The sequence below is a fragment of the Zhongshania borealis genome (assembly GCF_039539625.1).
GTDB classification, from domain to species: Bacteria; Pseudomonadota; Gammaproteobacteria; order Pseudomonadales; family Spongiibacteraceae; genus Spongiibacter; species Spongiibacter borealis.
This window is the reverse complement of the sequence record NZ_BAABDM010000013.1, coordinates 1-21,017: the sequence shown is the minus strand read 5'-3', so window position 1 is coordinate 21,017 and position 21,017 is coordinate 1. Positions and strand designations below refer to the sequence as shown.

Sequence of the window (21,017 nt, the reverse complement as noted above, 5' to 3'; positions counted from 1 at the left end):
CTTTGAGCTAGCCATCAGTGATCTACCTTCACGCGAACATTGCCGGTCAACAACTCTTGCATCAAAGCCTTTTTTACAGATTTAAGAGAATTTAACCTCGATTTTTTGGATAGAATCGAAGTTTGTACTGATTGAACAGCGGTAAATATTTCCTTCTGTTCAACTACAGGTGGAATGACGCAAGGAATTCGTTTTATGTCTTCGATATTAATTCGGGTTACTGTTGTCCCGATAGACAGCCCATAAATAGCCAACCTTGCGATTTCTGAAGATAAAAACAAAGAGAAGTAATCCGGAAAAACTACACCTGCATTCGGGCTTAACAGAACCATCCTTTGCCCCATGCACACCTTTATTCCACTTGGAACCATACACGATTCACCCGCTGGTGCTTCCCGCGAAAAAAGTACGTCACCGACAGAAGGAACAGCCCGCTTAGTCCATTCTGCATACCCACCTTCAGTTGTAAATTTCATACCATCATGAATAAGCTCACCGTGTCGCACATTACTTGTTCTGACAACTAAATATTCAGACTTATCGACATAAGGTGCTGTTTTGTGTTCGCAATCGATTATACGTACGGTAATTTTTTCGAGATTCCTAACATCCCACCCCACCGGTATCCGCCCCACAGGTGAATCCTTGAATTCAGTGTGCCCAATCCCTTTGGTCAACAACTCTTGCATCATGCCGATTTTAAGGTCTTTCAGCTTGGCAATCTGTGCGCGTGTTTTTTCGATCACGTCATCGACTGTGGACAGGATGGCAGCGATTTTTTGTTGTTCAGGAAGTGGGGGTAAATCTATTGGGAGCAGATTCAAATCATCTAGTCGTATTCCTTTTACAGTCGAGCCAGTGGCTAGATCATTGATCTGCTCGCTTTTAGCCAGATACCAATGCAAAAGGAATCGCCAATTAACATTATCCCTCGTGAAAAAAGCCTTTAAATCCTGATTTATAGCAACATCGCGATTAAAGAACACCGCTTTTCCAACTGCCATTCTACAGGCAATAATTAATGTATTTGCAGGAATAAGCTTACTGGAACTATTTTCCAACCCCATTTCTGAAATAGATTCTTTAGTTGAATTTAATTCAACTCCACGCAAATCTTTAACGGAAGCCCATGGAATATCACCACCCCAATATCTTGGTTCGTTGCGTGGCGGGGTACCACCACCTTCGATTTTAAGGGCGAGGTCTCCTAGCTCATGAACACCCCATCCACTAGGAACCGTATTACTCATATCCCAGCTCCACAAGGTAGCCCTTCATCACCCTCTCTGCTTCCGCCACCTGTGCATCCAGTTCTTTCAACGACACTCGATACTTGTCCCACCATCGCTCCAGCTGCGTGATCACCTTGGCATCAACATCACCCGCCACATCCCGAATGGCTTCTTTAGATTCAATCTCAGGCTTGAACTCGTAATACTCAGCATCGCGCTTTACAAAGACCACGCTAACATCAAAGCCTCCCAATATTTCTTCGCTGATGTATTCGCTTTCCACTTCACGCACAGGAATACCACCGTGCAAAATTGCGCGAACATCATAGATTTCTGGCGGTGGACTGGTATCGGCATAACGGCGGATATTGAGGTTGTAATCGTTCTCAGCGATATCTACCAAAGGCACTACTTTTGAGTAACGCTTGATCTCTTCGTAGCCTTCAAAGGTCTGAACAATCTTTTCAATATCTTGATCACGTAACTTGTTCTGGTTTTTACCTTCTTCAAATTCCAGCTCGCTGTTGATGAACAGCACTTTGCCTTTGCGCTCAGCAGCCTTGTTTTTATTGATAATCAACAGGCTGGCAGGAATACCGGTGCCGTAGAACAAGCCAGACGGCAGCCCTATGACCGCTTCCAGTAGATCATCAGTCAATATACCTTTGCGGATTTCTTTCTCACTGGAACCCCTAAAAAGCACACCATGGGGCATTACCACACCCATCATACCTTCAGCGTTGAGACTGGCGATCATGTGCTGAACGAAAGCTAGATCACCAAAGTCCTTTGGTGGTGTGCCGTAAGGGAAGCGACCATAAGAATCAGAATCCGCTTCTTCCTTACCCCACTGTTTAAGGCTGAACGGTGGATTAGCTATAACACGGTCAAAGGTCATCAGCTCACCGGCTTGGGTATGCTGAGGATCACGCAAGGTATCGCCCTTCCGGATGTCCGCACTGTAGACACCGTGCAAGAACATATTCATCTTGCAGATTGCCCATGTATTCAGGTTCATTTCCTGACCATACAGAGACAAGTTAGATGCGTTCTCACCGTGTTTAGCAAGGTGGTTACGTGTTTGCACCAACATACCACCAGACCCCGCTGTAGGGTCGTATATACGCATTCCCGCATGGGGTTTAAGCAAAGACACCAACAACTGAACCACTTCTGAAGGAGTATAGAATTCACCACCCTTCTTACCGGCTGAGTCTGCAAACATCTTGATCAGATATTCGTACGCTGTACCCAACAAGTCTGAACGCTCAAAATCGGTATTGCGTAAGCGGTGGGTACTGAAGTGACTGAGTAAATCACGAAGCTTTTTATCTGACAGTTTGTTTTTAATATTGAAATCGATTGAGACCAATACACCTTCGAGCGAGGCGTTATATTCTTCAATTGCTTCTGTGGCTTTGTTCAGCTCAGCACCAATGTCGTGCTTCAGGTCTTTAATGGCATCCCAGCGAGCAACAGGTGGAATGTAAAAGGTTTTGTCGTATTCGTCTTCATCGTCGGCCAAGGCTTCAGCCTCGGCTTGGCTTTTACCCTTTTTAAGGTAGTAAGCAATAACCGCCTCACGACTTTCATCAAATGCATCGGATAGGCGTTTAAGGAACATCATGCCAAAGATGTAATCTTTATATTCTGATGCATCCATGTTGCCGCGAAGGATGTCAGCGGCTTCCCATAGGAAGGATTCTAGTTGCTGGAGAGTTAGTGCCATTCCGTTGATTTTCCTTGTATTTCCCCGCCACCCAGCATTGGGCGAGCTTCGAGTTTCTTCGATAGATAAAGCATTGTAAAGCTAATTTAAATCCACCCTCGCCGGTGGTTTTTGTACCTCACTCCAGCAAGCACTGCAATTTCGTATCCTGTCTACGATTGACATTTTAACACCCAGACCTTAATATCTCAATCGTAAATTGATTACGATTTTATAAATAGGCGGTATTAAATGACGGACCCTCAACATTCTGAGCTAATTCTAGGCGATATCGCTGATATTTTTATGGGCGCTACTGTCAGCGTTTATTCTAAATCACCGATTCACGGAGAGCCCATTGTGCATTTAATTACCGGCTCTACACTCGATAATTGTGGAAATATCGACAAAAACAGCCTTGTGCCTGTGTGGAAACACAAACACAACACAAACCATTTTATAGCCCAATCTAAGGATATATTGGTACTAGCACGAGGCAATATAAGAGCGGCTGTCATTGATCAAAATTTAGCCAAAGAAAAGATTTTGGCCTCGGCTAATTTCGCGATTATTCGACCTACCTCCCCAGCCTGCAACAGCACTTATATTGCGGAGTTATTTAACTCGCCTAAATCGCGGGAGCGCTTGGGTCTGGTATTCGGTTCACGCGTACCGAGCTTACGGGCTGCCGACCTGCGACGCTTGAAGATACCCACCCTTAACCTAGACCAACATAATGCGATCAACGAGCTGTCTAGTGCACGACACGAAGCGTATAACGCCACCCTCGCCCTTGCTGAACAGCAGTTCCGCGTTGCTAGCAATGTATTAGACCAAATTATATGGGGTGCGAAATGAGAAATAATTCAGCACTCACTCTAATCTTGGAAATGCAAAAACTTTGCAAAGGCTATTTAAAGGCTGATGATTACCTAGAAGCATTAAGCTTGTTTCTGGCCGTTGGTGCTGCCTCACCCACCACACTTAAAGAAACAGGCAAGCTCATCGATGACCCAAAGACCTGCCAAGAGTATTTTTTCAGTGAACTTAAGCGCCTATCTCTAACAGTCCCCAACAAACCTTGGGAAACTGGCCGTATAGCAGGTGTACCAGGGCCAGTACTAGCGATGCTTGCTCGCGTCGTCAGCGGTAGCTCGGCCTCGATTCCCGAACTAGCAGAAGCGACTCGCCGCTACTATGTCAAAAATTATCTGCGGCGCTCAGAGCCAGACCTAACACTACAAAAATACCTGCAAGCGCTGATTGGCAACCTTGAAGGCAAATCCCTTCTGGATAGCCACTGCGGTCTAGCGCTAAAGACAGAACTCTTTAGCCCCGCTTTGCTGGTCTTAAATGAGCCAGACCCAACGCTAAGCCGGATCAGCCACCGCTTATTGATAGCTCAGGGCATTGATGTCATTTTTTGTAACCAAGACTATTTGCTGGCTGCATGTTTACCTGAGGGAAAATCGACAAACCGAGATCACTCGAATCTCGAAACCCACGCCCTGCAATTAAAAGAGCTGTTTGATATCGTGATTGTGGAGCCACCCACTCGACCATTACTACAACAAGATCAGCTAGAAATACTGGCAGCTAAGTTCCCCTTTCTAACAGCTCCACCCTCAGAGCTACCTAGTACGGCTAGTACCTCTTTGTGGATACAACAAACATTAAGACAATTGAACGATAAAGGTTCGGCTTACATCATTGTTAGCAATGGCTGGCTCAGTCGTGGCGGCTATGATGCCACCATCAGAACCGCGCTTATCAATCATGCCTATGTCGATTCGATTATTGCACTAGAGGATGACGTTAACAGCAAGGAAAACCGGTCGATACTGGTACTTAAAAAGCAGGTAAAAGATTCAAATGAAATCGTATTTTTAAACGAAGCCAGCGCCCTTAATCGCGCATTAGAGAGCGTCGTTATTAACGAGGAAACTGGCGACCTATTCGAGAATATTGAATCTAAACCTACTGACCCTAACCGCGTGATAATTAGCGCCGACAATATTTTATTGAACCAAGACCTCAACGATAGAAGCGCTAATTTACTAGCACAGCACTACTTGCCCTCAATAGAGCAAACAGCCACTTACAACGACGATAAGCGGAACGAGGCAGCGATACTGGCTCAGGCAGAGAAACGTGCTCAGAAAGCTCAATTAGCGCTGAAAAACCTCATTGCGAAATACCAGCCTTAACTGGGAGGACATTCTATGGCTATTCAATTTAACCAATTACGCGATAGCGGCACACTCGTGGGTGTCTACGGCACCCTGAAGGACGGGCAGCCAAACCACCACTTGCTGGGCGACTCCGTGCTGGTAGAAGAGGGTTGGCTAGGCGGGCTAGCACTGTACGACCTAGGGCCATTCCCCGGCGCTGTAATTGAAGCCAACGAACAACCGATATTTGTAGAAGTATATGCGGTGAGTGATCCGGTGCTGGCTAAATTAGACAAGCTGGAAAGCTATGATCCAAACAATATCAATGACTCACTTTTTATCCGCAAACATTTCTCAAATAGCGACGGTCAAGACTGCTGGGTTTATCTGTTCAACGAAGACACAACCGGCCACCCACTCATTAATACGGGAATTTGGGTTGGCGAAGGAATTAATTACTAACACTCTCATATTCAAGGATGGAATATATGGCTACTTACTCAGCTCAAATACTTATCGGCACCGGTCATCCAAATGATGGTGGCATTAGCCATGACTACAACAGCTTAAAACTTGCCGAGGGCGACAGTATCGCGTGGATAGCAATTAAGGATGGACGTCGCCATGTATGGCTCCCTCGCAATGTATGCACCGTACTGGAGGATGGACTATTGATGGCGGCAGCCCTATATATGGATGACAGTGACTCTGGGCAAACACTTTCGAAACTCATTTTGGATAGTACAGGCACTACCAAATTCAATAGAGTCAGTTTATCTGATTACCCACGCATCAGTTTTACTGAGACATTCAATAAACTAAGCGATGAATTAAATACTGACGCGAAAACCCATCAGAAACGTCTTAAGATGATATTCACAATATTTAACGGTTCAGCACTTAATCGACAAATAGACCAAATAAGCTCATTAGGGTGTGATGTAGAAATACTCACCACTTCATACATCAAGGAATATTCTCCATGGAGCGAAGCACAGATGCATTCAGACACGGAAATTAATCCGGCTTAATAAACCTATCGATATATTTTATTAGTCGTTATTATAAATGTTCACGGACGAACTGCTCCACATTCAGAGGCTGGCCCTTAGCTAGATAATGAGCATCTAGCGTATAGGCCATTTTCTCCAATGGTGCATTTTCATAACCATAAGTCTGAATTTCTTGGATATAACGATTTATGAACCCCTGCGGAGTTAGTAAGCGCCATTGAAGGACATGCACTAACTCATGGAAATGTAACCGTAACTCTTTGGCAGCTTTCCGTTCAACATAATAGGTATCATTGTAGGTGATCCCAGAAACACTCATATCTATAAAGCTTCCGAACCCAGCCTGCCTCAACTCAGGGAAATCAAGCTTAGGGATATCATCAGTAACAACAAAGTAAGATGTACTCAGTATGTCTAGGGAATAGAAACCTTCAAATTGATCGCGAAAAATGGCGCAAGATTGACGCTCTTCCTTGTAGTCAGTATTCGTTTGGCTAATCCATGCCTCTATTTTTTTCAAGCACAAGTAATCCTTACATAAGATGTATTTTAATCTAAAGATATAGTGAGCTGTCGATTATATGAATGCAACCTTCACAGACAAAGGTGTGACCGCTACGTAAGGCTATCAAAATCAGTCTCTACGCGACATAATTCGCGCCCCTATGTGATCCATGCCCCACTCAACCAAATACTCCCAAGCCAACAAGGGGCGATAGAGATCACGGCTCTATGCTGCCGCAGTATATCTGGGTATATACCGAGAACTACCACCCCCGTATTTGGAAAGTGAATCGATACCGCCGAACTCAACTTTATTCGGCCCAAGATATCCAAACCGATCTCTTGCAGCCTGAGCGTTGCCATACCATTCAAATATCTTGGTTAAGTATTTTTCAATGCTAGTATTGACTGACAAATAATAACTATCCACTTTGAACTCATTTATACGATCACGTCCATGATTTTTACCGGCTGACAATATACTTTCTATCAAAGCTTCAAGCTTCTCTTTACAGGGAATATAGGGTGATTTCTGAATCAAAAAATGAAAATGGACAGACTCCATCTTTGATGTATCCTCCATTACAGTCACCCCCTGCAAATATGCACTTTGATGAAACGTATATCTCTTCTTGAATATTTTGGAATTCAACTTTTTGATTAAGTCATTCATTAATGCAATTGCATTTCGCTCGGATGTACCATGAGCCATAGTTAATGTTAAATGGTATTTCGTATCTAGACTTTGGAACCACTTAATATATTCATCACGCTCATGGTGACCAGTTAAATGTTCTTGTTGAATAAGCTCAATTGGATTGCGCACTTTCAAATCAGGTAAACTCATTTAAATCCCTCTTATATTAGACAATATCTCTCACAACGCGCCTCAACCTCAAAGCGCGGAAAATGGTCAATTTTTAACCAGAATCAGGCAGCGGCCCCTAGCTGCTAGGTAGCGTGCCTGTCGTGGTAGTTCACGCACATTTACTATGAACCTATACTATTTATACGTTGGGTGTATTTTGTGTAAAAACCACGGAATATATGTATGAGGCTAAAACCAGATATCGATCCAGCCCGACTTGCGGAGATCAAGCCTATAGGTGCAAGAAAGCTGCAAAGAAGTGGGAAATCATGAATGTAATGTGCCCAGATTTACGTGTGTCAGACAACGACGACTGATGTAGAGAGTCGTTCCCGTCAAATGCCTTCATACTGTTTCGTTACCATAGCCAAATGCCAATTGCTGTTCACCTTAACGATGCGGGCATTGAAACCCTTAGAGGTAAAACTGGCTCGTGGCAGGCGACATTAGTCGGGAATGTATTTAAGGAAGAGCTTAAGCAGCTTCAGCAATCTAAGACTGCTGAGCTACCTAATTCCGGCCATGACTCTCAGACCGGGATAACGTGGTGATTGCTCAGCAGTTTTACCGCCACATTATATAACTCGTCGCCGTAATCAATTTTCGAAGCTGGCTCGACAAGGCTACGCATCGTGCGACCAGCAGAGTAGACACTTTTGGCCAAGGTTCCGCGACCATCCTCATGACCTACCAACAAAGAGATGAAGTCGTTGCTCACTTCACCCCGATCTAATGCTGTAATGGCGGTACTGCGAAAACTATGGAAGGTATACATACGCTTATGACTATCATCGGGATAAAACTCACTCTTCCACTCTGCAAATCGATCAGAAACCTTTTTTGAGCGCCTTCCATCGTATTCGGTTAGTCCCGAAATCAGAAAATCATTTTTTGAATGTTTCTTAAGCCAAGATACAACTATCTCACTACCTCGGTTTAGGGGGATTTCCCTAATACCTGCACTCGATTTAGATTTGGAAACCGCAATATAATCAATGCCATCCACGCTCTGAACATCAGATACTTTAAGACTACAAATCTCCTCGATCCTCATTCCTGTATATAGCGCTAGTAGCGTGACAGGAAGCACCATTAGGGTCGCCTCAGACCGTCCTTTTGAGCTGAATTTCGCCAAACTCGGCAGCATAGCCGAGAGCTGATCCTTATCATAAGCCTCGTTAGACCTAGCCTTCCTTATACCTCTATTGGCCTTTGGCAAGGTTGAAACAGCGTACTTAAACGGGTTTTTTTCTGACGCGTCTAGGACTTTCATACCGTGATTAAATATTGTCGATAGCAATGAAATTGCATCAGCACATGTCTTTCGCCCAGGCCATACCTGTTGAGCGATTTTGACAAACTCATTAGCCTGCTGCTTTGTGACACTCGCTTGTAATGTTTTAAGCCCGTTAGGCAAACACTCATCCGCGAAAATATTGGCAACTCGATCAATGTTTTTCAACGCTTTTTGTTGAGCACCATCAGCCTTTCTTCTTTCCTTATATTCCTTGAGAACCTCCCCAAAAGTAACGCCAGCTTTCTTATCAATAGAGCGGCTCATAATATGAGCAAACTGCCGAGATTGAGCTGAACTTCCCATCTCACGCTGCACCGCCGCAAGCCAAAGACTCTGATAATCTTGCTTGCTCATTGGCTTATCCAACGCATCAACTTCACCAACGCTTAATAGGTTTATGTTTCTAGCGATATAGTCATCCCGAAAGGAGTTATTCTCCCTCCCACAATACTTATTCTGATGAAGATTCAAACCGATCAAATAATCGAACAGCGACTCAAGCCTGTCCTTATTAGCTCCAGCAAAAGAAAAATCAAACCCGAATTCCTGAAGCGGAACATCCATAGGTGGTTGAATTGTAGGATTAGGGTGTCCCCTCAATGAAACAAAAAGTAACTCCCAATCACGCAATATCTGGTCTGCGATCACCGCAGCATCACGCTTAGCGGCCTTACCGGTGCTTTTAGTGAGTTCTGTTTTAGCTTTGCCAGACGTACTTGTTAAGGCCGCATGACCTAGCAAGTCATCCGGTATGCGTTTGCGCACATACCAATATGGCGAGCGATTGCGGCGATGAAGATAATCTGAATTTTGAGCTCCGTTTCGTGGGACATGTGTAGCATTGTGTGTAGCACTGTATTGCATAATAACTCCTTAAGTATCAGTCTCTTAAGGTTATTTATTCAATTTCAATGGCTTACATTCTACTCAACTGGAAGTCCGTCTCTGGGCACCACTACTTTCCCATTTAAAATCATCGACTTACAACCAACCTCAAGCCAAGCGGTTTTTTCAGTGCTGCACCCAAATTTGTGCCCTCAATCCGTTTCGCCGCATACAGCAACTGATCTGCTGCTAAATGCGCGTATCTAAGCACCATATCGACGGTCGAACCCTCCAAATTCCTGTAACTCTTGCAGGCCAGTACCGCTTTGGACGTGCCAAGACGCCCACGCATTCCGCAGATCGTGCTTCGACCCTACCATCCCTGAATGAAATAGCCACCCTAGGATCTCGCCGTATCTAGATCACCATTTTTAGCTACATCAGGCGAACACTGACTACTACCAAAAAAGAAATCTAGTCCGTTCACATTATCGTCATCTTTGTGAATTAAGGTAGCCTGCTGTTTTCAGCCTCACGAGTATTCGATATGGTTTTTCGCCCCTTCGCTATTACAGCCCTTGCAAGTACAGCACTGCTGATGTGCGCTTGCGGTGGCACGTCAAGCACCCCTACCTCCCAAGCCAATGCACAAGCGGTGGCCCAATGCGATAGCAGTGCAGGGTATAGCGAAGACAGCCCCCCACCTATTGAGCACGTATTTGTGTTCGTATTAGAAAATAAAAGCTTTGATGAGACTTATGGACCCGGTTCTCCAGCGGTGTATTTACGGGAGAGCTTGGTTCCAGCAGGGCAACTGCTGACTCATTTTTATGGCACATCTCACGCATCCACGGGCAATTACCTTTCAATGATCGGTGGTCAGGCTCCAAATGTAGCTTCTCATGCCGATTGTGCAGTTTTTGCCCAATGGACCGAGTACAACCCCCTGCAGCCAGTACTGGAATACGGTCAAGCGAATGGCGTTGGCTGCGTATACCCTGCACGCTTTCCAACCTTGGTTGATGAGCTAGAGTTAAATAATACCTTCAACGGCAGCCAATACACTTGGCGCGGCTGGATGGAAGATATGGCACTTGAACAAAGCGGGCAGATTCGTGCCCAAGGTCGCCCCGCCGACAATAGCTGTACCGGCCCCGCCCTAAACAGCTTAGACGGCACCAATGGTTCGGACACTATTGAGCAGTACGCAGCACGCCATAACCCGTTCTTGTTTTATCGCAGTATTATCGGCAATGCCGAAACTGCAGAAGACTACGCCCGCTGTGACCGCAACGTGGTTGATCTACACACTGGCTCAGCAATTCAAGGCGTTCTAGATCTACAAACCGCTTTGCTGAAACGCAGCACGACCCCCAACTACAATCTTATTGTGCCGGACAACTGCCACAATGCTCACGACAGTGGTGCACAGTGCGCTGACTCCAGCGGCGGCCCCGGCGGCTTAGCAGAAGCTGACCAGTTTTTACAAACATGGGTGCCCTTAATTATGAATTCGCCTGCATATAAGGAAGCAGGCATGATCGTCATTCTATTTGATGAGTCTAATTTTGGTACTGGCGGCCTTGAAGATTACGATGCTTGCTGTGGCATGGAGCAGGATGCGGGCTTAAAACACCGAGGTGCCGACACCGGTTTAAACGGTTTACTTGGTCCCGGCGGCGGTCGCTTTGGGGCGGTGGTTTTATCGCCGTTTACCAAGGCAAACACAGAGAACAGCACCCCCTATAACCACTACAGTTTTCTGCGCACGCTAGAAAACCTCTTCGGCTTAGACAAGGTGCACATCGACCCCAATTTGCCGGACATCGAGCCTGCTATACAAGCTAAGACCCCTGGCTATATTGGCTACGCCGGCTTGCCCGCAGAGGAAGGTATGCACGCCTTTGGTGGCGATGTTTACAACTGCGAATAGACGTCTTGAACACTCAACGTAAGGCGCCTACTTACAAAGACTTTAAAAACCAAATTAATTTTTCACGATCGTCCCTTTTAAGTGAAGCCCAAGCCTCTCGCGATGCTTGGGCTTCACCACCGTGCCACATAATCGCCTCTTTAAAATCACGGGCGCGACCGTCATGAAGAAATCCCACCTCTGCTCCGCCGACTGCTTTGGCTAAATGCACCCCCCAAAGCGGCGCGGTACGCCACTCATTTCCCTGCGCACTATACTCACTAACCCCATCAGCCAGCCCTTCACCCATATCGTGTAACAACATATCGGTATAGGGCCAGATTAACTGCTCACTTAAAACGGGGTGATTATCCAGCCTTGCAGTACGCCAGCTAGGCTGATGACAACCCGCACACCCCAAAGTGTGGAATAAAGCCTTACCCGCTAAGACCTCTTTACGATCATGCCAACGCCGTGCTGGAACCGCCAAGTGGCTTGCATAAAACAACAACACCTCTTCTATTTCATCGCTTAATTCCGGGCGTATTGAGGATTGCGATGCCAAGCAATCCGTCTGCACCGATGTGCATGGCTGGTAGGGATACAGCTGCGAACTGATACCAATATCTTGCTGAAAGGCTAACAGACTTTGTTGGCGTATGGACGGCTGCCCAGCTTTCCAGCCAAAGCGGCCAATGACCGTCGCACTAGTCTCTTGACTCCATACTCGATTAACCCTGCCAGAAATGCCGTCACCATCGCTATCGCCAACATCTTCGCCTGCCAAAATAGCACTTGCAGCAATACTCTCTAGCAGGCCAAGCCCGATCATTGCAGGGGCCACCCGCAAACTTAATCCATGACCATCGGCGAGGGGGCCATAATGCAATTGTTCCAATACAACGAACGGCTTGCGCATCGAAATCGTCTCACCGTCCGCCAATGCCACCGAAGAATTTTGCCAATAAATATCAGGCACCGCCTCCGGCAAAAAACCCGGTAATGCTCGCGTTTGAATTTGGTGCCCGTATATTGGATCCGGCTCTCCATTGATTAAGGCGACGCGCAGCACCGACGATTCACTGAGGGACTCAGTAGGCGGATGACCACGGCCATCACGAATATGACAATCTTGGCATGCCGCGGCATTAAATAACGGCCCAAGACCTGTGCGACTGCTCTCAACTGATGATTCGGGTTGCCAGGGCGCAGTAAAAAAGGCATTACCGAGTGCAAATTTATTTCGCTGACCAATGGATAAATTCACCGCAGCTTGAGAGTAAGATTCCCGCGACAAACTCACGTCGGGATTTGTTTTTTGAAACGTGGTCGCTCCGCCAGACAACATTTCACCGTCTTCTACCTGAGCAAAATCAGGCGCGCGGGAACACCCCGACGATAAAGCCTGCAATATAAAAATTGCGGCGATAAATCGAGAAAATGAAATATTCATTGATCCAACGCTGAAAAACTCGCAGGGTCTTTTAACTCAAACCCCAACTTTAACGCCAACTTTCCCAGTAAATTTGCCTGCGCTTGCAATCCTCTAATTCCGCGCTGCAAGAGCACATGCCCCGCAGCATTACCTGGTGCAATAAGCTGATCAACATACTGCTCGCCATTATTCCCAGCCTCCCAAATCACTTTCATCGCGGCTTTTGTTTCACGGAATCCAGCATCGATCTCTCGAGCCAAATCTGGGTAATATTCAGCCGCGAGCGCCGCTAGGGACTGGGCCTCGAGTTCTATAGCGCTACGCCCTTTGTAACGACCATAATAGAAATTTTCAATGCCCAGTGCGTTATACCAGAGTGAATTATGCGTATCATCACTGAAGCAATCTTGTTCTTCTTCTGGGGAGTTTGTCATTAACGCCACGTGCATGCGTTCACCCGCCAGCTCTTCTGCCGACATTGCCGCCAAACTAAAGAGCACTCGATTCAGCCCTTCGCTAACAGACGATTTCTGCAGGCGATCACCAGCATTACCGTCACCCGGCGCCCAATAGCCTCGCATTTCTTTCAGTTTACTAAGAATGTGTAAACTTTGTGCTTGCAGAAACTCACCACGCTTGCGGCAAGATGCGATACCCGACGCCAAACGGTCACCATCACTACATAGAGACGGGTCTAGAGAGAAATCAGTCCAAGGCCGTTCGCCTGCACCCAGCGAATTTCCATGGCGATCCTGCCCCCATAACATGAATTCAAGCGCGTGGTAGCCCGTGGCAATATTGCTTTCTATTCCACTGCTCGACTCCAACATTTGCAATTGCCTAATAACAATATAATTAATGGGTACTTGCCGCCCTGCGGCATAAATCACATTAGAACCGATTAAGTTAGCATGCGCCCATTCATTGCTCGCAGATGCCTGATAAGAGTGATCAACATAGTCGACAAAGCCTTCATCCAATGGCCAACTATTAATTCCCTTTTCCCACTCATCGACAAACCAATTCCCAAAGCGAAGGGCTTCGCTTTGGGAATAAGGCACTCGCGCCTCACGCCACGCGTTCCGCGCTTTTTCCAGTGACGCATCGGAAGGGTTTGTTTGCAGCTCAATAGCGGCCATGTATAACTGCTTTGCAGCAACGTAAGCATCGTCATATATTGCATAGGCTTGCTGACGATATACCGCCAACACCGCACGTTTTTCTTCTTCGCGAGGAGATGGTGCACACGCTGAATTCAGCAATACCGTTAATAGAGCCAACATACAAACCCACGCAGGCTTGCGTAAAAAAATATGCATACATCTCCCAAGCAAAACACGCATCGACCAAAGTACGCCAGCATATCAGAACTTTTTCGATAGTGAGCAAGGTAAAGACCAGCGACTCTTTCGATTACTTTCTGGTAAAGTTAAGCGGAGCGTTAGACAATCATCAATAGCAAACTAAAACATCAACCCCTGTTGGCGACTACGCTTGATATTTTTTATAAGACTTTAAGTATTTTACATTTAGTCGCTTTCACGAATTTTAGATTCACTCATTCATCTGTAATTTAAACTATGAGGGCCGCATGAAAGCTAGCAAACTAATGAGTACAAATCTTGTTGTTGTACAGATGGATGACCACCTAGGTAAGCTAAAGGCGATCTTTGAGGAAACGCGATTCCACCACCTTCTTGTGGTTGAAGGTGAGCGTTTGTACGGAATCATTTCTGACAGAGACCTCCTTAAGTCACTCAGCCCGAATATTGGCACTATGGCCGCAACGACCAAGGACATGGCGTCACTCAATAAGAAGGCTCATCAAATAATGACCCGCCGGCCAATATTCTTACGCGAAGACGCGACGATCGATGACGCTATCAGTATTTTCAATCAGAACAAAATCTCGTGTATACCCATCGTCGACAATACAGAAGCGCCCATTGGCATAATTTCATGGCGCGACATTATGCGGGAGCTCGGGAAAACCCTTCATACTAAGCATTAACAGCAAAATACTGCTTTATAGATAAGCAGCCTTAACTAAAACTGTAATCCACGTCGCGCATCTAACAACAACCCGTATCCTGCGGCCATTTCTGACCACAGGACTTGGCTTGCCAAATCAGTCGACGATTAAATTTCCGTTTGAGAGCAAGTCATTAATAATGTCTTGATCCGTTAAGGTACCACCGGCGGTTAGATCAACGCCCTTCAGGGTGATGTGCTGCTGCGATGATCCTGTATCACCGCTGATATCGATATTAACGATAGTGCCGCCGCTACCATCACTTTGGAAGCTGAGGTAGTCGCTAAGATCGCCACTCTCTTCGCCTTGCAGTAAATCAGCGAGATGCAATACATCGCCACCTGAGCCAGCCTCAAAGTCAAGTATCACATCTTCTGCGGGGTCAGCGCTGCTGCCTTTATCGACATTGCTCCACACAAAGGTATCACGTCCATCACCACCCATTAGGCTGTCATCACCCTGGCCGCCGGCGAGGATATCATCACCCTTTCCGCCAAGCAGGGTATCGTCACCTTTACCACCAAAGAGGCTGTCGTCACCCGCGTCGCCGCGCAAGATATCTGCACCAGCACCACCGTATATTGTGTCGCTACCCGCGCCGCCTTGGGCTACGTCGTCGCCTGTGCCGCCATCGATAGTGTCATCACCTAGACCACCATCTAAATGGTCGTCTCCCATGCCACCAAGTAGCGTGTCACTACCTGAGCCACCGGCAAGACTGTCTCTGCCACTTCCACCAAGCAAGGTATCGTCTCCAGCACCACCGCTGAGCACATCAGATCCCGCGCCGCCGTCTAAGACATCCGCCCCGTCACCGCCGCTAATCGCGTCGTTCAGAACGCCACCCACAATACTATCGTCAGCAGCGGTGCCGTCGATCTCATTTTCAATAGTGTGGATATTGAGCTGGGCTGTATCCGATTGGCCGTCTGAGTCGGTCAACGTGTAGCCAATAACCTCTGGTTCACCGGCACTCGCGCTACCTTGAGGCTGGTAGGAGACATTATACAAACCCGTGTCGTAACCGGATCCCGTGTAGGCCACATCAATTGCAGTAACCGAAGAGAACTGCGATAAGTCCAGCGTCTCTTGTTCACTATTATTTTGAGCGGAGTACGTTATGGTACTTTGCGTAACGACGCCATCACCGTCAGTGTCATGGGACACTACTACGGTGACCTGATCGTTATATTGGCTCTGAAAATCATCTAATGTCAGTACCAGATTTCGCACGCCATTAGGCAACACCGTTGCATCAAATGCCAAGGCGATTTCCTCACCCTGACTTAATAGCTGACCATTGCCACCCCGTACACCAACACCATCATCGCTAAACTGCAGCTGGGTACCCCCGGAAACAATGCTTATATCAAAATCTGCATTATTAACATTCGTTTGCGAGGTGGTATTTACCGAAAACTCTTGCGCAGCAAATGTGTCTGGCGTGAACTTATAATAGCCCGCTTCATTAAACACCAGCTCCGAGTCGGTGCTACTGTCAACGACCACCACCTGCGCAATTTCGTTGCCGAAATTATCGTCAGTTATGCTGAAGCTCCAGCTTAATGTTCCCGATGAGCCGCCGGCAGGAATACTGCTTTTATCAAAGTCGAGATTAAAGCTTTGACCACGGAAGTTCATTTCAGTAATGGTTGCGTCGTCGACAACGGTGTCGATACCACCACCCTGCGCAGCAAATGGCGTGAAGCTATTACCAAGAGCGGGGCCGCCATCAGTGCCAAGTGCATTAATGACATTACCTTCGGCAACTTCAACTGCAGTGATTGAATGCAAGTCATCATTTGCCGTTGGGGCATTATCCAGCACATCAATCGTTGCTGTAGAGGTCGCCGTATCACCATCGCCATCAACAACGGTGTAGTCAAAGACCAGCTGTTCACCGGCGTTACCGTTGGGCGAGCTAAAGGTGTAAGCACCATCGGAGAAATCAAAGGTAAATACACCTAAGTCAAAGCCAGCCACGTCATGGCCAATTGTCAGCAGAGCCCCTTCAAACTCGACGCCGGTTAAACTCGGCGAGACCGTAATATCCGTCCCGTCATAACTAAAGGTGTAGTTGGTACTACTAATATCCATGCTGATACTTTCGACGTAACCGCCGTCGGCACCAAACTCGACATTTTGAACGCTGCCATTCGCAGTAATATTGCCACCAAACGCAGTAGGCACTGTATTAAGTAGCTCAGCTTCCAACTGCGTTATATCTTCAACGATTATCGCGCTGTCAGCATGGTCACCACCCTGCTGTAATGAATCGATATTGTGAATGAAATCGAGATCGGCACTGCCACTTGCCAAACCCGGCCCAATTCCAATCGCAAACGAATCAATACCATTATCATTAACAAAGTCTTTAAACCCGCCGCCAATGGGCGAGGTGCTCGATACACCGTCAGACACAAAGTAAGAAATATTCTGCACGCCATCGGCAGGGTCTTGCGTGGCAAGATCTGCCGTTAGATCGTCCTCTACTTCATCCAATGCACTAACATAATTTGTGCCACCGACCGCCGTTAGAGCATTCAAGGCATTCTCAAAATCCTCAAAATTATCGTAAGTTCCAACCATATTGGCTGTTGTCGAGAACGACACTAAAGTGACCGACACCTGCGACGACTGCTCAAAAAACTCTGATGTTAGTGAGCCAACCGCCTCCTTCGCAACATCAAGCCGCGAAGGCTCTCCCGCACCTGGTGCATTATTGTTCGTCAAGGACCAGCCCATACTGCCCGAGGTGTCCAATGTCATGATCAAATTGAAAATTTGTTCATTCGATTCAGGTACCGATTCAGCGATAGGATTCGCCACGGGGATGTCGTCAATAACCGCTACGGTGAGGCTATTAGAAAAGGCCGTGCCACTTTCCGTGAAGGTGTAATTAAACACTTCATCAACATCATTACCGCTACCGTCGGCCTGAGTCAGCTCGTAGCTGTAATCACCGGCGCTGAAGCCCGGTGTGCTGTTGTCAGCGTAAACCGTGAGCGTACCTATCGCAGTAGCCACGGTAATGATGCCGCCTGCAGGCGATTGACCGTTTATGCTGTCGATATTGGTAGCATTAGTGGCTACTGCATCGTTGTCTAACAGATTGCCAGTAACGATCGTTGTACCGTCGCCAGTACCGTCACTTAATGCACTTTCACTCACCGTGCCGCTGTCTGCTGCAGTGGAGCCAACCTGTATGGTGGTTACCGCGGATGTCGTGAGCTCGCCGTCAAACACGTCATAAGTAAATGTCGCTTGGCCATCAGTAGGGCCCGCATCAAACTGCAAGCTGGATAATTGCGCCGCGGTAAGCGTGTCGCCAATCGCAACAGGCGTACCGTCGGCTAGGGTGACCGTACCCAATGCACCCGGCAAGCCAGTAACGGTGATTTCTAGCAAACTGTCATCGGTATCTGGATCAGTTGGCGCCTGAATATTCAGTTCATTATCTTCTGAGCCGTCAACAAAGAAGACTGCATCGTCAAATACATCAGGCCCGTCATTAACAGGCGTTACCGCAATATTGCCGCTATCAGAACCGTAAAGATTATTGAAATCTTCATCGTAAGCTTCGACAGTTACGGTGCGCGGCGATGAGCTTGGGTTATCTGAACTGTTTTGATACTCAAGCGTACTAAGCACGGTCAAGTAATCGCTAATATCGTCACCGCCACTCAGCGTCAGCTGCCACACTCCACCCACCACAGCGGTAGTCGCAACAACACCAGTACCGGCAGTCAAGAACGTAAGTACATCCTGACCTGGCAAATAGCCATCCACCTTCACTACCACTGACGAGAGATTATTGTTATCGGCATCCGTAATAGAAATACCCGATAACAGCTTGGCCGCATCGCCATTTTCGGTATAGCTAATATCTGGCACGCCGCTTACTATCGGCGGATTATTCGCGGCCGAGCTCACGTTGACCGTGACCGTTGCGGTATCTGTTTCACCGTCGGCATCGGTCAGCGTATACGTAAAAGTATCTGTGCCAGTGAAGCCCGCATTGGGTGTATAGGTAAATGTGCCGTCGCCATTATCAACAACACCACCACTACCGCCCTGACTAAAGCTCGTGATTTCCGCACCATCGACCAAGGTGTCGTTTGCCAGAAGATTACCAATGAGCAGGTCAGTATTTTCGGCGGTTAAGTAAGCGTCGTCTTCTGCAACTGGCGCGCCGTTATTCGCACCGATCGTACCAATGCCTTGAATACCATTTACCGTGGTATGAGCAGAGGTTTCGAAATTGACCGTCTGATTAAAGTTACTTATATCAACCGATAAAGTTTCGTCTCCTTCAAACTGATTTGCGTCGCTATTAACCGTTACGGTAATGGTTGCCGTCGTATCACCCGCTGCGATCGTAGCCTGGGTTACACCAATAGACTGGTAATCTGCGCCGCCAGTTGCACTGATATCGACTGTACTAAAATCAAAGGTCAAATCTGAAGCCAAGGCCTCATCGATAGACACAGTAAAGGTTAATGTAGTGGTGCCGGTGGCCGGCTCCTGAACTAGTACATCGTTAATCGAGACAGTCGGAATTGTCGTTACATCAATAGTCGTCACAGCAACATTACTGCTGCTAACGCCATCGCTAACCACAACTTCAATGACCCTAGCGGTATCAGAGCCATTACCAGAATTCTCAAACTGAATCGCTTTTATCGCGGTTTGATAATCAGCAAGACTTGCATTACCGGTTAACGTCAACTCACCCGTTGCGGAGTTGTAAGCCGAAGCGGTAATACCCGACGGCAGCGTGCCTACGTTTAACAAATCGCCAGCTTCGGCATTTGTTAAGGTAATCGTCGCTGACTGCAGGTTGCTACTATCAACATCGCTTATAGCAATATCGCTATCAGCAATCGATACAGCGCTGCCACCTTCAACATAGTCAGTAACGTAGCCCGTACCAGCTGCATCACCATCAAGATCCAAACTAGGCGGAACCATGTGCGTTGAGGTCGTCGTCGCCGTGAATGGATTACCCGCGGCATCGGTGCCTGCAACCGTGGCATCGAAGCTGGTATCCGCCGCAAGGTCCGCGCCATCAACCGCAATGCTGAAGGTGTTACCCGCCAGCACGGTACCGCTGTAAGGCGTGCCGTTAATGGTAAAGCTGATCGCGTCGCCCACTGTGGCATCGCCGCCCACTGAACCAGTGACGTTGATGGTTGTTCCAGCTTCCGCTGCGTTCACAATGTCATCCGGCGTGATGTCGTTAACGGTGATCGTTGCGGTCGCTGCAGTATCCACCGTGTGGGTTGACGTCGTGGTTGCGGTAAATGGATTACCTGCCGCGTCAGTACCCGTTACAGTGGCATCGAAGCTGGTGTCGGCCGCCAAGTCAGCGCCATCAACCGCAATGCTGAAGGTGTTGCCGGCCAATACAGTACCGCTGTAAGGCGTACCGTTGATGGTGAAGCTGATTGCGTCACCAACGCTTGCATCGCCACCGACGGTGCCCGTTACATCAATTGAAGTACCCGCTTCAGCGGCATTGACGATGTCATCAGCAGTGATGTCATTAACGGTGATTGTTGCACTCGCTGCCGTATCAACGGTATGCGTTGAGGTGGTTGTCGCGGTAAACGGATTACCCGCTGCATCGGTGCCCGTCACCGTCGCATCGAAGCTGGTATCGGCCGCCAAGTCAGCGCCATCAACCGCAATGTTGTAGGTGTTGCCGGCCAGTACAGTACCGCTGTAAGGCGTGCCGTTAATGGTGAAGCTGATTGCGTCACCAACGGTTGCATCGCCACCCACTGTACCGGTGACGTTGATGCTTGTTCCGGCTTCGGCCGCGTTCACGATGTCATCAGGCGTAATGTCGTTAACGGTGATTGTTGCGGTCGCTGCAGTATCAACCGTGTGGGTCGACGTCGTGCTCGCACTGAACGGATTACCCGCTTCATCAGTACCCACAACCGTCGCATCGAAGCTGGTGTCGGCGGCCAGGTCAGCGCCGTCAACCGCAATGCTGTAGGTGTTGCCGGCCAGCA

The 21,017-nt window shown here is 47.6% G+C and carries 14 protein-coding genes; 6 read left to right on the top strand and 8 right to left on the bottom strand.

Features of this window, described 5'->3' with window-relative positions:
* Window positions 1–14 precede the first annotated feature (14 nt).
* Together ABD836_RS18520 and ABD836_RS18515 are read right to left on the bottom strand one after the other, a co-directional pair.
* Window positions 15–1,250, bottom strand: coding sequence for a restriction endonuclease subunit S (locus ABD836_RS18520; RefSeq protein WP_344938845.1), 1,236 nt, complete (start codon window positions 1,248–1,250; stop codon window positions 15–17).
* Window positions 1,243–2,961 carry a type I restriction-modification system subunit M gene (locus ABD836_RS18515; protein WP_344938843.1) on the bottom strand — a complete coding sequence of 573 codons (1,719 nt, stop codon included), beginning with the start codon at window positions 2,959–2,961 and terminating at the stop codon, window positions 1,243–1,245. The genes ABD836_RS18520 and ABD836_RS18515 overlap by 8 nt, the downstream gene beginning before the upstream one ends.
* A gap of 231 nt (window positions 2,962–3,192) precedes the next feature.
* Here ABD836_RS18515 and ABD836_RS18510 point away from each other — a divergent pair, with 231 nt between their 5' ends.
* Genes ABD836_RS18510 through ABD836_RS18495 form a run of 4 tightly spaced genes read left to right on the top strand, consistent with a single transcriptional unit; the run spans window position 3,193 to window position 6,142 of the window.
* Window positions 3,193–3,798, top strand: a complete 606-nt coding sequence (locus ABD836_RS18510; RefSeq protein WP_344938841.1) for a restriction endonuclease subunit S domain-containing protein — start codon at window positions 3,193–3,195, stop codon at window positions 3,796–3,798.
* Complete coding sequence (locus ABD836_RS18505) at window positions 3,795–5,147, top strand: N-6 DNA methylase (RefSeq protein WP_344938839.1); 1,353 nt, start codon at window positions 3,795–3,797, stop codon at window positions 5,145–5,147. The genes ABD836_RS18510 and ABD836_RS18505 overlap by 4 nt, the downstream gene beginning before the upstream one ends.
* A 15-nt stretch (window positions 5,148–5,162) precedes the next feature.
* Window positions 5,163–5,573, top strand: a complete 411-nt coding sequence (locus ABD836_RS18500; protein WP_344938837.1) for a gamma-glutamylcyclotransferase family protein — start codon at window positions 5,163–5,165, stop codon at window positions 5,571–5,573.
* A 26-nt stretch (window positions 5,574–5,599) separates the two neighbouring features.
* Window positions 5,600–6,142 carry a hypothetical protein gene (locus tag ABD836_RS18495; protein ID WP_344938835.1) on the top strand — a complete coding sequence of 181 codons (543 nt, stop codon included), beginning with the start codon at window positions 5,600–5,602 and terminating at the stop codon, window positions 6,140–6,142.
* Window positions 6,143–6,173: 31 nt separating this feature from the next.
* On the opposite strand, the gene ABD836_RS18490 is transcribed toward ABD836_RS18495, so the two are convergent.
* The 3 genes from ABD836_RS18490 to ABD836_RS18480 all read right to left on the bottom strand — a co-directional run bounded on the left by ABD836_RS18490 (window position 6,174) and on the right by ABD836_RS18480 (window position 9,657).
* Complete coding sequence (locus tag ABD836_RS18490) at window positions 6,174–6,644, bottom strand: hypothetical protein (RefSeq protein WP_344938833.1); 471 nt, start codon at window positions 6,642–6,644, stop codon at window positions 6,174–6,176.
* A 210-nt stretch (window positions 6,645–6,854) separates the two neighbouring features.
* Window positions 6,855–7,475: a hypothetical protein gene (locus tag ABD836_RS18485; protein ID WP_344938830.1), complete on the bottom strand. Its 621-nt coding sequence runs from the start codon at window positions 7,473–7,475 to the stop codon at window positions 6,855–6,857.
* A 550-nt stretch (window positions 7,476–8,025) separates the two neighbouring features.
* Window positions 8,026–9,657 carry a tyrosine-type recombinase/integrase gene (locus ABD836_RS18480; protein WP_344938828.1) on the bottom strand — a complete coding sequence of 544 codons (1,632 nt, stop codon included), beginning with the start codon at window positions 9,655–9,657 and terminating at the stop codon, window positions 8,026–8,028.
* A 508-nt stretch (window positions 9,658–10,165) separates the two neighbouring features.
* Here ABD836_RS18480 and ABD836_RS18475 point away from each other — a divergent pair.
* Window positions 10,166–11,551: an alkaline phosphatase family protein gene (locus tag ABD836_RS18475; protein WP_344938827.1), complete on the top strand. Its 1,386-nt coding sequence runs from the start codon at window positions 10,166–10,168 to the stop codon at window positions 11,549–11,551.
* Between the two features lie 31 nt (window positions 11,552–11,582).
* On the opposite strand, the gene ABD836_RS18470 is transcribed toward ABD836_RS18475, so the two are convergent.
* Window positions 11,583–12,983 carry a di-heme oxidoreductase family protein gene (locus ABD836_RS18470; RefSeq protein WP_344938825.1) on the bottom strand — a complete coding sequence of 467 codons (1,401 nt, stop codon included), beginning with the start codon at window positions 12,981–12,983 and terminating at the stop codon, window positions 11,583–11,585.
* Entirely contained in the window at window positions 12,980–14,284 is a 1,305-nt protein-coding gene (locus ABD836_RS18465; RefSeq protein WP_344938823.1) for an imelysin family protein, read from the bottom strand. Before ABD836_RS18465 ends, ABD836_RS18470 begins: the two co-directional genes overlap by 4 nt.
* Before the next feature lie 272 nt (window positions 14,285–14,556).
* Between ABD836_RS18465 and ABD836_RS18460 the strand changes: the two genes are divergently transcribed.
* On the top strand, window positions 14,557–14,976 hold the full coding sequence (locus tag ABD836_RS18460) for a CBS domain-containing protein (protein ID WP_344938822.1): 420 nt from the start codon (window positions 14,557–14,559) through the stop codon (window positions 14,974–14,976).
* Window positions 14,977–15,093: 117 nt separating this feature from the next.
* On the opposite strand, the gene ABD836_RS18455 is transcribed toward ABD836_RS18460, so the two are convergent.
* The coding region (locus ABD836_RS18455) for an Ig-like domain-containing protein (RefSeq protein ID WP_344938820.1) at window positions 15,094–21,017 on the bottom strand (5,924 nt) is incomplete at its 5' end.

What these genes read in the sequence shown, in the direction of transcription:
- ABD836_RS18520 (WP_344938845.1), bottom strand. Translation starts at nt 1,250, where the DNA reads ATGAGTAATACGGTTCCTAGTGGATGGGGTGTTCATGAGCTAGGAGAC.
- ABD836_RS18515 (WP_344938843.1), bottom strand. Translation starts at nt 2,961, where the DNA reads ATGGCACTAACTCTCCAGCAACTAGAATCCTTCCTATGGGAAGCCGCT.
- ABD836_RS18510 (WP_344938841.1), top strand. Translation starts at nt 3,193, where the DNA reads ATGACGGACCCTCAACATTCTGAGCTAATTCTAGGCGATATCGCTGAT.
- ABD836_RS18505 (WP_344938839.1), top strand. Translation starts at nt 3,795, where the DNA reads ATGAGAAATAATTCAGCACTCACTCTAATCTTGGAAATGCAAAAACTT.
- ABD836_RS18500 (WP_344938837.1), top strand. Translation starts at nt 5,163, where the DNA reads ATGGCTATTCAATTTAACCAATTACGCGATAGCGGCACACTCGTGGGT.
- ABD836_RS18495 (WP_344938835.1), top strand. Translation starts at nt 5,600, where the DNA reads ATGGCTACTTACTCAGCTCAAATACTTATCGGCACCGGTCATCCAAAT.
- ABD836_RS18485 (WP_344938830.1), bottom strand. Translation starts at nt 7,475, where the DNA reads ATGAGTTTACCTGATTTGAAAGTGCGCAATCCAATTGAGCTTATTCAA.
- ABD836_RS18480 (WP_344938828.1), bottom strand. Translation starts at nt 9,657, where the DNA reads ATGCAATACAGTGCTACACACAATGCTACACATGTCCCACGAAACGGA.
- ABD836_RS18475 (WP_344938827.1), top strand. Translation starts at nt 10,166, where the DNA reads ATGGTTTTTCGCCCCTTCGCTATTACAGCCCTTGCAAGTACAGCACTG.
- ABD836_RS18470 (WP_344938825.1), bottom strand. Translation starts at nt 12,983, where the DNA reads ATGAATATTTCATTTTCTCGATTTATCGCCGCAATTTTTATATTGCAG.
- ABD836_RS18465 (WP_344938823.1), bottom strand. Translation starts at nt 14,284, where the DNA reads ATGCATATTTTTTTACGCAAGCCTGCGTGGGTTTGTATGTTGGCTCTA.
- ABD836_RS18460 (WP_344938822.1), top strand. Translation starts at nt 14,557, where the DNA reads ATGAAAGCTAGCAAACTAATGAGTACAAATCTTGTTGTTGTACAGATG.